9 protein-coding genes are annotated in these 12,535 nt (G+C 39.0%); all 9 read left to right on the top strand.

Annotation, left to right across the window (positions count from 1 at the left end; genetic code table 11):
• Window positions 1-53: 53 nt before the first annotated feature.
• Complete coding sequence (locus ACO1DI_RS06040; RefSeq protein WP_013084856.1) at window positions 54-1,970, top strand: stage V sporulation protein D; 1,917 nt, start codon at window positions 54-56, stop codon at window positions 1,968-1,970.
• A 211-nt stretch (window positions 1,971-2,181) separates the two neighbouring features.
• Window positions 2,182-3,645: a UDP-N-acetylmuramoyl-L-alanyl-D-glutamate--2,6-diaminopimelate ligase gene (locus tag ACO1DI_RS06035; protein WP_025750376.1), complete on the top strand. Its 1,464-nt coding sequence runs from the start codon at window positions 2,182-2,184 to the stop codon at window positions 3,643-3,645.
• A 61-nt stretch (window positions 3,646-3,706) separates the two neighbouring features.
• Window positions 3,707-4,681, top strand: coding sequence for a phospho-N-acetylmuramoyl-pentapeptide-transferase (gene mraY / locus ACO1DI_RS06030; RefSeq protein WP_013058961.1), 975 nt, complete (start codon window positions 3,707-3,709; stop codon window positions 4,679-4,681).
• A complete protein-coding gene (gene murD / locus ACO1DI_RS06025) occupies window positions 4,682-6,031 on the top strand; it encodes a UDP-N-acetylmuramoyl-L-alanine--D-glutamate ligase (protein ID WP_014458374.1) in 1,350 nt (449 codons plus the stop codon).
• 61 nt (window positions 6,032-6,092) lie between these two features.
• Complete coding sequence (spoVE, locus tag ACO1DI_RS06020) at window positions 6,093-7,193, top strand: stage V sporulation protein E (RefSeq protein WP_013058959.1); 1,101 nt, start codon at window positions 6,093-6,095, stop codon at window positions 7,191-7,193.
• Between the two features lie 540 nt (window positions 7,194-7,733).
• Complete coding sequence (gene murB / locus ACO1DI_RS06015) at window positions 7,734-8,639, top strand: UDP-N-acetylmuramate dehydrogenase (protein WP_013058958.1); 906 nt, start codon at window positions 7,734-7,736, stop codon at window positions 8,637-8,639.
• Window positions 8,640-8,792: 153 nt separating this feature from the next.
• Complete coding sequence (locus ACO1DI_RS06010; protein ID WP_016765445.1) at window positions 8,793-9,551, top strand: cell division protein FtsQ/DivIB; 759 nt, start codon at window positions 8,793-8,795, stop codon at window positions 9,549-9,551.
• A 425-nt stretch (window positions 9,552-9,976) separates the two neighbouring features.
• Entirely contained in the window at window positions 9,977-11,272 is a 1,296-nt protein-coding gene (gene ftsA / locus ACO1DI_RS06005; protein WP_013058956.1) for a cell division protein FtsA, read from the top strand.
• 41 nt (window positions 11,273-11,313) lie between these two features.
• Window positions 11,314-12,471, top strand: coding sequence for a cell division protein FtsZ (ftsZ, locus tag ACO1DI_RS06000; protein WP_013058955.1), 1,158 nt, complete (start codon window positions 11,314-11,316; stop codon window positions 12,469-12,471).
• Window positions 12,472-12,535: the final 64 nt, after the last annotated feature.

Raw genomic sequence — 12,535 nt, 5'->3', positions numbered from 1 at the left:
AATCCTGTACAAGCATATATTGGAACGAGCCGATTCAGAGGAGGTTCTAATATATGCGGGTATCAGGAGTCACAGTTCGTAAGAGGCTAGCCATTGTTTTGTTTGTCGGTTTTATTGTGTTTTTGATCATTGATACAAGGCTTGGATATGTACAGTTGCTGACTGGGGATACGCTAACTGAAAAAGCCAAAGATTTATGGAGTCGGAATATTCCTTTTGAACCGGAAAGAGGAAAGATACTAGATCGCAATGATGTGGCACTTGCTACAAATAAAAGTGCACCGACCGTTTTAGTTATGCCAAGACAAGTTGAAAATCCAGCTGTTACGGCTGAAAAGTTAGCAAAAGTGCTGGGGGCATCAAAAGAAAAAGTATATGAACAAATAACAAAAGCTTCTTCTAGCGTATATTTGCGTCCTGAAGGAAGAAAAATTTCACATGCGAAAGCAAATGAAGTGCGAAATTTAAATTTAAAAGGCGTATATATAGCTGAGGATTCGAAGCGGTACTATCCGTTTGGAAGTTATTTGTCGCATGTATTAGGCTTTGCGGGAGTAGATAATCAAGGGTTAACAGGCCTTGAATTATATTATGATAAAGAGCTAAAAGGACAAAAAGGTTCAGTTAAATTGTATTCTGATGCTAAAGGTAAAAAAATGCCCAATATAGCCGATGACTACACAGCGCCGGTGGACGGGCTGGATTTGAGATTGACCATTGATTCACGTGTGCAAACAATCATGGAGCGTGAGTTGGATAATGCTCAGACAGCTTATAATCCAGATGGTATGATTGCCATTGCCATGAACCCTAAAAATGGTGAAATTTTAGGTATGTCAAGTCGTCCGGGCTTTGATCCAACGGATTTTAAAAATGTGAAGCCTGAGGTGTATAATCGCAATCTTCCAATCTGGAGCGTATATGAGCCTGGATCAACGTTTAAGATTATTACACTGGCAGCTGCTCTTGAAGAAAAGAAAGTGGATTTACTAAAAGATCAATTTTACGACGATGGAGCCGCGGAAGTTGGAGGAGCGAGACTTCGCTGCTGGAAAAAAGGCGGACATGGACAGCAGTCTTTTTTAGAAGTTGTACAGAACTCATGTAACCCTGGTTTTGTGGAGCTTGGGGAACGTTTGGGAAAAGAGAAATTATTCAAATACATTAAAGAATTTGGCTTTGGTCAAAAAACAGGTATTGATTTACAGGGGGAAGCAAAAGGAATTTTGTTCCCGCTTGAGCGCGTAGGGCCGGTTGAACAAGCTACAACAGCTTTTGGGCAAGGTGTTGCTGTTACGCCTATTCAACAAGTAGCTGCTGTTTCAGCAGCCGTAAATGGTGGAACGCTTTATGAACCTTATATTGCAAAAGAGTGGGTGGATCCAACTACCGGAAAAGTTGTAAGCAGTCATAAGCCGGTTGCTAAGCGAAAAGTTATTTCCGAGGAAACGTCTAAGCAAGTGCGTTTTGCTCTTGAAAGTGTAGTAGCACAAGGAAGCGGAAAAGGAGCTTTTGTGGAAGGGTACCGCGTTGGAGGAAAGACGGGTACTGCGCAGAAAGCTCAAAATGGAAAGTATTTAAAAAATAATCACATCGTTTCTTTTATCGGTGTTGCACCAGCAGATAACCCTGAAATTGTCGTGTATGTTGCGGTTGATAATCCAAAAGGCACCATTCAGTTTGGTGGAGTTGTAGCAGCTCCGATTGTAGGTAAAATGATTGAAGACAGTTTGCGTGTGATGGACGTTAAACCGCGTAAAGGACAAATTGAAAAAGAGTTAACGTGGCTGGACACACCAATGATAAAAGTACCAAATGTCGTAGGAATGTCAAAAAAAGAGTTACAAGAACAGCTACTTAATTTAAAATTAGACGTGAGTGGCGAAGGAGATAAAGTGGTCAAGCAGTCTCCTGCAGCCGGAACGAAAGTTAAAGAAGGCGAAACGGTTAGAATTTATATGGGGAAATAAAAATCTCTATAAACCATTATTCTTCCTTGCATGATAATCAGCAGGTTACTCTGCGTGTAAACATGAAATCAACAAATAAGCCTTGGGGGTGTTCCCTCCGGGCTTCTTTTTCTGTAAAATGTAATAGGTTAGATGCTAGAAAAAGAAGAATAGTTGCCATAGCGTCTTATAACAAACGTTTCACTTTACAAATAGAGAGGACATGGTAGGAATGGATTTACGAGAACTACTAACACATTTACATGATTTTGTTCAGCTTCCTGAACAGAATATTGATATTACGTCAATTGAAATGGATTCAAGAGAAGTTAAGCCCGGAGCATTGTTCATTTGTATAGATGGCTATACAGTTGATGGTCATAGCTTTGCACAGATGGCTGTGGAAAAAGGAGCAGTAGCAATCTTAGCAGAAAAGCCCGTGGATGTAGAAGTGCCTGTTGTACGCGTGAAGAGTACAAAACGAGCAATGGCAGTACTAGCGGATGCTTTCTACAATCAGCCCACACAAAAAATGCATTTAATTGGTGTAACAGGCACAAATGGAAAAACAACGATTACACATTTAATTGAGCATATCTTTAAATCACAACATAAAAAGACGGGTCTAATTGGAACGATTGAAATTCGTATTGGTGATACGTCTTATGATGTGAAAAACACCACGCCTGAATCGCTGACGCTCCAAAAAACATTTCACCAAATGGTGGAGGAGAATGTAGAAGTAGCGATGATGGAAGTATCATCTCACGCGCTTGACTTAGGACGCGTACACGGGTGCGACTTTGACGTGGCGGTATTTAGTAACTTAACGCAAGATCATCTGGACTATCATCATACAATGGAAGATTATCGTCGTGCGAAAGGGTTGCTATTTGCACAGTTAGGAAACGCTTATAACCATAATCGTCCTAAATTTGCCGTTCTGAATGCTGATGATGCGGCAACTGAGGAATATATTAAGAACACGGCTGCTACAGTGATTACCTATGGCATTGACCGTGACAGTGATATTCGTGCAACAAATATTCAAATTACAAACAGCGGCACAACGTTCGACTTGACAACACCGACAGAAACGGTTCGTGTAGAAATGAAGCTTATTGGGAAATTCAGCGTCTACAACGTATTAGCGGCTACGGCTTCATGTTTAGTATCAGGTATTCCTCTGTCAGTTATTGTCGAGGAAATAAAAGTGTTAGAAGGCGTGTCTGGGCGTTTTGAAGTGGTTGATGCGGAGCAAGATTTTACGGTTATCGTTGATTATGCCCACACGCCGGACAGCTTAGAGAACGTGTTAAAAACTGTAAAAGAATTCGCAAAACGCAATATATATGTTATTGTTGGTTGTGGCGGAGATCGAGATCGTACAAAACGACCAATCATGGCTCGGATTGCAGCTGAATACAGTACACAAGCTATTTTGACATCTGATAATCCACGAAGTGAAGATCCATTGGCTATTTTGAAAGATATGGAAGAAGGTTTGGATACAGATAACTATGTGACGATTGCTGATCGTGCAGAAGCTATTCGCTATGCAGTGGAAACAGCGCATGCAGATGATGTTATTGTCATTGCTGGAAAAGGGCACGAGACCTATCAAATTATTGGTAAGAAAGTATTCGATTTTGACGATCGAGAAGTAGCACGCAAAATGATTGAGGAGCGAAAGTAGTAATGAAATGGGTAGAGAACAAAATGAGTCGGAATGAGTTGGAAGTTAAGGAGGGGACATCGTGCTAGAACAATCAATTTTATTGACAATCGGCGTAGCCTTTTTGATTACGGTTGTATTGTCGCCGATTTTTATTCCCTTCTTAAGAAGATTAAAGTTTGGTCAAAGTATTCGTGATGAAGGCCCGAAATCTCACCAGAAAAAATCAGGTACACCTACAATGGGCGGTATCATGATTTTATTATCTATTATTGTGGCAACTCTTATTATGGTCAATCAATATGCAGAACTTACATATAAGACGTTTCTATTATTATTTGTCACAATCGGATTTGGTTTGTTAGGATTTTTAGATGATTTTATAAAAGTAGTGTTAAAGCGTAACCTTGGATTAACATCTAAACAAAAGTTTTTAGGTCAGGTTGTCATTTCAATTATTTTTTACTTTATTGCAAGACAGTTTGAGTTTTCAACTGAAGTGACGATTCCTGGAATTAAAGACCCAATCGATTTAGGTTGGTTTTATGTTGTTTTCCTCATCATCTGGCTTGTTGGTTTTTCAAACGCGGTTAACTTAACGGATGGATTAGATGGACTTGTATCTGGTACAAGTGCGATTGCTTTTGGTGCATTTGCAGTTCTTGCTTGGAATGCAGAACAGTTTGAACTATCTATTTTCTCAGTTGCTGTAGTAGGAGCTGTGTTAGGATTTTTAGTTTTTAATGCCCATCCTGCAAAAGTATTTATGGGAGATACGGGTTCTTTAGCGCTAGGAGGAGCTATCGCTACGGTGGCTGTCTTAATGAAAATGGAATTCTTGCTTGTTATTATCGGTGGTGTGTTTGTTATTGAAACACTATCTGTTATTATTCAAGTCGCATCTTTCAAAACAACAGGAAAACGTGTGTTTAAAATGAGCCCGCTTCATCACCATTACGAGCTAAGCGGCTGGTCGGAATGGCGCGTAGTTATGACTTTTTGGGCTGTAGGACTATTATTTGCAATGCTTGGAATTTATATCGAGGTGTGGATTTAAATGAAATCAGTCAATACGTATCAAGGTAAACAAGTACTTATTTTAGGATTAGCCAAGAGCGGTTTAGCAGCCGCTCAGTTAGTTAAACAGCTTGGTGCTAAAGTAGTCGTTAATGATCAAAAACCGTACGAAGAGAACGTAGCAGCACAGGAATTAGAAAAAACGGGCATTGAAGTTGTCTGTGGACATCATCCGCTTGAGCTTTTAGACAAAGCGGATGTTATTGTAAAAAACCCTGGGATTCCGTATTCAAATGTTCTATTGCAAGAAGCATTAAAGCGAAGTATTCCGATTTTAACAGAGGTAGAATTGGCTTATGAAATTAGCGAAGCTCCTTTTATCGGAATTACGGGAAGCAATGGGAAGACAACAACAACAACGCTAATTTATAAAATGTTAGAAGAAGATCAAAAGCAGCCGTTGATTGCTGGAAATATTGGAACAGTAGCTTGTGAAGTGGCGCAAAAAGCAACAAAGGACAATGTAATTGTAACGGAGCTTTCTTCTTTTCAGCTGATGGGAATTGAAAAATTCCGTCCGAAAATCTCTTTATTATTGAATTTGTTTGATGCTCACTTAGACTATCATGGTACAAAAGAGGAATATATCAAAGCGAAAGCAAATCTCTTTAACAATCAAACAAGTGAAGACTTTGCCGTTATTAATGCGGATGATGAGCTAGTGATGAAAGCTAGTGCAAATGTTAAAGCGACAAAAGTACCTTTTTCTGTTACAGCTCAAACGACAGAAGGAGCGTATATTAAAAACGAAACGATTTTCTTTAAAGATGAAGAAGTGATGTCCTTAAAAGATGTGGTGCTGCCAGGCAGACATAATCAAGAAAACATTTTAGCAGCTGTATCCGTTGTGAAGCTGTACGGCTGTTCAAATGAAGCTATCTACCGCGTGCTCACAACGTTTGCTGGTGTTAAACATCGCGTTCAATATGTCACGACAATCAACAAACGTAAGTTTTATAATGACTCTAAAGCTACGAATATGCTTGCTACAAAAGTAGCTCTTTCCGCTTTTTCGCAGCCGACGATTCTACTTGCAGGTGGACTCGATCGCGGCAATGAGTTTGATGATTTAAAAGAAGAGTTTAAAAATGTGAAAGCTGTTATTACGTTTGGTGAAACGGCTCCTAAAATTGAACGCGTAGCAAAAGAAGCGGGAATACAAATTGTAAAACGTGTCGATAATGTTAAACAAGCAGTTTCAGAAGCATATGCTTGTTCAGATGAAGAAGATGTTATTTTATTATCTCCTGCTTGTGCAAGCTGGGATCAATTTAAAACTTTTGAAGAACGTGGTGACATCTTTATTGAATCTGTGCATAAACTGAAATAAGGGCTTGTCTAAACACCTAGAAAATACACTAGCCCTAATCTATTTTTAGAGGTGTGTGACAGTGTCGACAAAAAGGTCTACCCCAGATTTTTTTCTCATAATCGTTACGCTTTCCTTGCTAACCATCGGCCTTATCATGGTATACAGCGCAAGTGCGGTATGGGCTACATACAAGTTTAATGATTCTTTTTTCTTTGCTAAACGCCAGCTCTTATTTGCAGGGCTTGGAGTATGCGCGATGTTTGTCATCATGAATATTGATTATTGGATGTGGCGTACGTGGGCAAAGCCAATTGTAATCATTTGCTTTGTTATGCTGGTACTTGTATTGATTCCGGGAGTAGGGCTAGTACGGAATGGGTCGCAAAGTTGGATAGGAGTTGGAGCGTTTTCGATTCAGCCTTCAGAATTTATGAAGTTTGCTATGATTATATTTTTAGCGAAATATTTATCAGAAAACCAGAAGAAAATTACATCCTTTAGAAAAGGAATGTTACCGGCATTATTACTGGTTTTCTTACCGTTTGGCATTATTATGATGCAGCCGGATTTAGGAACCGGAACGGTGCTTGTTGGAACTTGTTTAGTTATGATTTTTGTTTCAGGAGCCAAAGTCAGTCACTTTGCAGGGCTTGGATTACTTGGCGTTGCCGGTTTTGTAGGGCTTGTTTTATCGGCTCCTTATCGGATTAAACGCATCACCTCGTTTTTAAATCCTTGGGAAGATCCGCTTGGAAGCGGGTTTCAAATCATTCAATCTCTTTATGCAATTGGGCCGGGGGGATTGCTTGGATTAGGGTTAGGGCAAAGTAGACAAAAGTTCTTTTATCTGCCGGAGCCTCAAACTGATTTTATTTTTGCTATTCTAGCAGAAGAGCTTGGTTTCATCGGAGGAACACTTGTTCTGCTTTTGTTTAGCTTATTGCTTTGGAGAGGAATTAAAGTAGCGCTCGGAGCACCTGATCTTTACGGAACGTTTTTAGCCTTGGGAATTATTTCAATGGTTGCGATTCAAGTCATGATTAATATAGGCGTGGTAACAGGTCTTATGCCTGTTACGGGAATTACGCTTCCATTCTTAAGTTATGGCGGATCATCGCTGACGCTCATGCTGGCAGCAGTTGGAGTTTTGTTAAATGTTAGTAGATATTCTCGCTATTAATTGAAAAAAATTGTATAATGTCAAGTAGGCAATGGTCTACTGAAGTAAACCGTCATCTTAAATCCAAGTGCACGCCGGATTTTGTTGGCGGTTTATTTTCGATTTTTTACAGGTAGATGATATTTTTGTATGAAATGTTTTTAAAATGTAATGTTGTGATAACCAATTTTGGGTCCAACTATGGTATGATGTGTAAGGTTAAATGTTTTATCTTAGTGAGTAAGTGAACGTATGTGCACTTATGAGCGTAGCGTTTTTTTATGACTGTCAGCATGTGTTTAACTTCTAAATGAAAAACGATAAAAAAACAATCAAAATTACTTTATATAGCAGATGAACGTACATTCTATGGGTGAATGTCATACGATAAATAAAAATGATGAAATTGACAACAGAATAGAGTGCCTTCGTAGAAAAAAAGTATCTTACAAGGTGCTGCTGCTTAGTTATGAATCTGTTCTTATTATTCTTATGCATTAGAAGTAAGGGCGCATTGACATGAAAGTTTTATAACAGCAAAGAGGGTTTTAGGAGGTTCTTATGGAAGCGTTAGTAAAAGAGTTAGTCGAAGCGAATATTGGAAAGGTTCGTGAAAATGAACCGCTAGCAAAACATACAACAATGAAAATTGGTGGTCCAGCAGATGTGCTTGTAGAACCTGATTCTGTTGATCACTTAAAAGTTACAATGGATATTATTAAAAAACATGGCGTGAAATGGAGAGCGATTGGTCGAGGATCTAATCTTCTTGTTTCTGATAAGGGAATTGAAGGTGTGGTCATTAAGCTCGGAGCCGGATTAGATGATTTAACAGTAGATGGAGAGACGGTTACTGTAGGTGGGGGATACCCTAGCATCAAGCTTGCAACAGTTATTACAAAACAAGGTCTGTCTGGACTGGAGTTTTCAAGTGGAATTCCTGGATCTGTGGGAGGCGCTGTTTATATGAATGCAGGTGCCCATGGTTCTGATATGTCTCATGTAGTCGAAAAAGCGCTGATTTTATTTGAAGATGGCACTCTTGAGTGGCTGACAAATGAAGAGCTTCAATTTTCGTATCGTCATTCAATTCTACAAAAAGACCGTCCTGGAGTATGTGTAGAAGCCGTGCTGCGTTTGAAAAAGGGAACGAAAGATGATATTGTGGCGGTCATGCAGAAAAATAAAGACTATCGCCGCGAAACACAGCCTTGGAATTTCCCTTGTGCAGGAAGTATCTTTAGAAATCCGCTACCAAATTATGCAGGAGACTTAATTGAAAAGTCCAACTTAAAAGGTTTTTCAGTAGGCGGTGCGCAAATTAGTGAGCAGCATGCGAACTTCATTGTCAATACAGGAGATGCAACGGCTTCAGACGTGCTGAATTTAATTGCTCATGTTAAGAAAACAATTAAAGAGAAATTCGATATTGATATTCATACAGAAGTTGAGATTATCGGCCGCTAATTACTCAGCCCGTCGCTGTATGGTTATGCGTGAAAAGGTAGCTTTTATGTGTTTATTCTATGCTATAATGGGGATATTCTCATGAAGCAAAGATTGGAAATAAATAGATGGTAATTCTTCGTTTATTTTCTCAAATGGATAAGGGTGAAAAAAATGGAAAAAGGTAAGTTAATTGTTTTAGAAGATCGGGTACCGAAGCTCCAAGAACAGCGAAAGCAAAAAGCAAATAGACGGCTTATTTTGTATTTATCACTCTTTTTCATCCTTATTTTATTTATTGTATATTCTCAATCTTCTCTGAGTAATGTTTCTAACATTGAAGTACAAGGGAATAAACATGTAAGTGATAAGGATATTGTCAAAGCGAGTGGTCTGTCCAAAAAAACCAGCTACTGGAAAGCTGATGCTGATCAAATTCAAGAAAAAGTCGAAAAAAACCCTGAGGTAAAGGAAGCTGTCATTCACAAAACATTTCCTAATAAGGTCGTAATCGACGTAAAAGAGTACGCAAGAATTGCATATGTAACCTCGGGGAATAAATATTTCCCTGTGAATGAAAATGGAAAAGTTTTAAAAGAAGTAAGTGCTAAGAAAGTGTCATCCGACGCTCCGTTGCTAATTGACTGGAAAGACGGAGACGCTATACAAAGCATGGTTCAAGAATTAGCTAAAACGCCTAAGAGCATAAAAGGGGCTATTTCTGAGATTTACTATGCGCCGACAAAATCAGAACCTCTTCACATCGAGGTGTTTATGAATGATACGCGTGAAGTAAGCGGGAAAATTAGCAACTTCTCTGATAAAATTGTTCATTACCCAGCTATTGCAAGTAAATTGAGTGATGATCAAAAAGGTATTATTGATTTAGAAGAAGGATATGCATTTAAACCTTATAAAAAGAGCAAGCAGTAATTATTTTTTATAAGTGTTAATTAAAGGAAATAGATGAGTTGAGACTGGCAAACTAGCCCTTGTACATTGTATAATCACATGCAAGTATTCTGCATACATATGATTTTCTTCTCCGGTGCTGTGAAATGGAAATGTAATATTTGTTCTAGGTAAGTTTCGCTTTTCTCAGTGTACATCTTAGTGTAGACTTGTAGTTAAATAGCTTTTTTCAGTGAATTTTAGGCTTAAATCTAAAAAAAAGTCAAAACCAGAACGTTTTGTTCTTTGAAAGAGATAAAGTCTGTGAAAAACTTGAAAAAAATTGATTTTACAAAAGGGAAACAGATGTATTTGTTGAATATTTTCATATAATAAAAAATTAATATTGTTGTTCTTCTTAATTTATTAAGATGACATGTGCAGAAAGAAAAAGGAGGTGCCAAAGAATGAACAGCAATGAAATATACGTTAGTTTAGACATCGGTACATCCAGTGTGAAAGTAATCATCGGAGAGATGAGTAACGATTCATTGAATATCATTGGTGTAGGGAATGTTAAATCACACGGACTAAAAAAAGGTTCTATCGTTGATATAGATGCAACAGTTCAATCTATTAGAAAAGCAGTAGAACAAGCTGAACGAATGGTAGGCATTACAATTAAAAAGGTTGTAGTGGGCATAAGCGGAAATCATGTATTTTTACAGGATTGTCACGGAGTAGTAGCCGTGTCAAGCGAAAATCGTGAAATTACAAACGAAGATATTCATCGAGTAATTGATGCTGCTCAAGTCATGTCTATCCCGCCAGATCGTGAAATCATTGATGTTATTCCAAAGCAATTTATTGTAGATGGCTTAGAAGGTATTAACGATCCTAGAGGTATGATTGGGGTACGTTTAGAAATGGAAGGCACAATCATAACGGGATCTAGAACGGTTTTACATAACTTATTACGCTGTGTAGAAAGAGCTGGTTTAGAAATCAGTGATATTTGTTTACAGCCTCTAGCCGCTGGTTCAATTGCATTATCTCGTGATGAAAAAAACTTAGGTGTCGCACTGGTAGATATCGGTGGGGGTTCAACAACGGTTGCGATCTTTGACCAAGGACATTTGAAAGTAACAAATGTACTAGCTGTTGGCGGAGAGCACATTACCAAAGATTTATCGATTGGCCTTCGCACATCGACTGAAGATGCGGAAAATATTAAGATAAAGCATGGACATGCTTTCTACGATCATGCTTCTGAAGAAGAAGTATTTAGTGTACCGATCATTGGAAGCGATCAGCATCAGCAGTTTAATCAGCTCGAAATCTCTGATATTATTGAAGCTAGATTAGAAGAGATTTTAGATATGATTACGCAGGAGGTAAATCGCCTAGGATACAAAGATATTCCAGGAGGATTTGTTTTAACAGGCGGAGTAGTAGCGATGCCTGGTATTCTTGAGCTAGCTCAAGTAATTTTAAAGAATAACGTGCGCATAGCAGTGCCTGATTATATTGGAGTACGTGAGCCGCATTATACAACAGGCGTAGGATTAATAAAATTTGCATACAAAAATGCTAAAATACAAGGCCGGGAAATTGGAGCGCCAGTTGTGGAAGAAGAGCCGATTGAGCAAGAAATGATCAAACCTAGCCCGAAACCACAGCAGCCGCAACAATCAGCTGAGCAGCCGAAAAAGAAAAATGACCAAAATTTAATGAAGAAGTTTTTTGGATACTTCTTTGATTAACGTTACGGATTGGTAATTTCGAAGAATTAGGAGGAACTATCATGTTGGAGTTTGATACAAGTGTAGACCAATTAGCGACGATTAAAGTAATCGGTGTCGGAGGCGGCGGTAACAACGCGGTTAACCGAATGATTGAACATGGCGTCCAAGGTGTAGAATTTATTGCAGTTAATACAGATGCACAAGCATTAAATTTATCAAAAGCTGAAACAAAAATGCAAATCGGCGCTAAATTAACAAGAGGATTAGGTGCAGGTGCTAATCCGGAAGTTGGTAAAAAAGCTGCTGAAGAAAGTAAGGAACAAATCCAAGAAGCACTAAAAGGTGCAGACATGGTTTTCGTAACAGCTGGTATGGGTGGAGGAACTGGAACTGGTGCAGCTCCAGTCATTGCCCAAATTGCTCGTGAGCTAGGAGCACTAACGGTAGGTGTTGTTACTCGTCCGTTTACGTTTGAAGGCCGTAAGCGTTCTACTCAAGCGGCAGGCGGTATTGCGTCAATGAAAGAAGCAGTGGATACGCTGATTGTTATTCCAAATGATCGCTTATTAGAAATCGTTGATAAAAACACGCCAATGCTAGAAGCGTTCCGTGAAGCGGATAACGTATTACGACAAGGTGTGCAAGGTATTTCAGATTTAATCGCAGTTCCTGGATTAATTAACTTAGACTTCGCTGACGTGAAAACAATTATGTCTAACAAAGGATCTGCACTTATGGGTATCGGTATTGCGACTGGTGAAAACCGCGCTGCTGAAGCAGCTAAAAAAGCTATTTCAAGTCCACTTCTTGAAACATCTATCGATGGAGCTCAAGGTGTGTTAATGAATATCACAGGCGGTACAAACCTAAGTCTTTACGAAGTACAAGAAGCTGCAGATATCGTTGCTTCGGCTTCTGACCAAGAAGTGAACATGATCTTTGGATCTGTTATTAACGAAAACCTAAAAGACGAGATTGTTGTTACAGTTATTGCAACTGGCTTTAGTGACCAAGATTTATCACAGCCAAAACCAGGTCGCCCTTCGTTATCGGCGAATCGCATGCAGCAATCGACACAGCAACCGGCTCCACAGCCGAAGCGTGAAGTAAAGCGTGAAGAACCTGTACAGCAAGAATATACGCGTCCATCTCAGCCACAGTCTGAAGATGCGCTAGATATTCCAACATTCTTACGAAACCGTAATCGTAGACGCTAAGAAAATAAAAAGCCAAGACCTCTGTTTTATACAGAGGTCTTTTTTTATGCAATGAATCTAGAAA

This window comes from Priestia sp. 40 (genome assembly GCF_049368575.1).
In the GTDB taxonomy this organism is placed as follows: Bacteria; Bacillota; Bacilli; order Bacillales; family Bacillaceae_H; genus Priestia; species Priestia zanthoxyli.
The sequence above is the reverse complement of the archived record's forward strand: the minus strand, read 5'-3'. Positions and strand labels throughout refer to the sequence as shown.

What these genes read in the sequence shown, in the direction of transcription:
- ACO1DI_RS06040 (WP_013084856.1), top strand. Translation starts at nt 54, where the DNA reads ATGCGGGTATCAGGAGTCACAGTTCGTAAGAGGCTAGCCATTGTTTTG.
- ACO1DI_RS06035 (WP_025750376.1), top strand. Translation starts at nt 2,182, where the DNA reads ATGGATTTACGAGAACTACTAACACATTTACATGATTTTGTTCAGCTT.
- murD (WP_014458374.1), top strand. Translation starts at nt 4,682, where the DNA reads ATGAAATCAGTCAATACGTATCAAGGTAAACAAGTACTTATTTTAGGA.
- murB (WP_013058958.1), top strand. Translation starts at nt 7,734, where the DNA reads ATGGAAGCGTTAGTAAAAGAGTTAGTCGAAGCGAATATTGGAAAGGTT.
- ACO1DI_RS06010 (WP_016765445.1), top strand. Translation starts at nt 8,793, where the DNA reads ATGGAAAAAGGTAAGTTAATTGTTTTAGAAGATCGGGTACCGAAGCTC.
- ftsA (WP_013058956.1), top strand. Translation starts at nt 9,977, where the DNA reads ATGAACAGCAATGAAATATACGTTAGTTTAGACATCGGTACATCCAGT.
- ftsZ (WP_013058955.1), top strand. Translation starts at nt 11,314, where the DNA reads ATGTTGGAGTTTGATACAAGTGTAGACCAATTAGCGACGATTAAAGTA.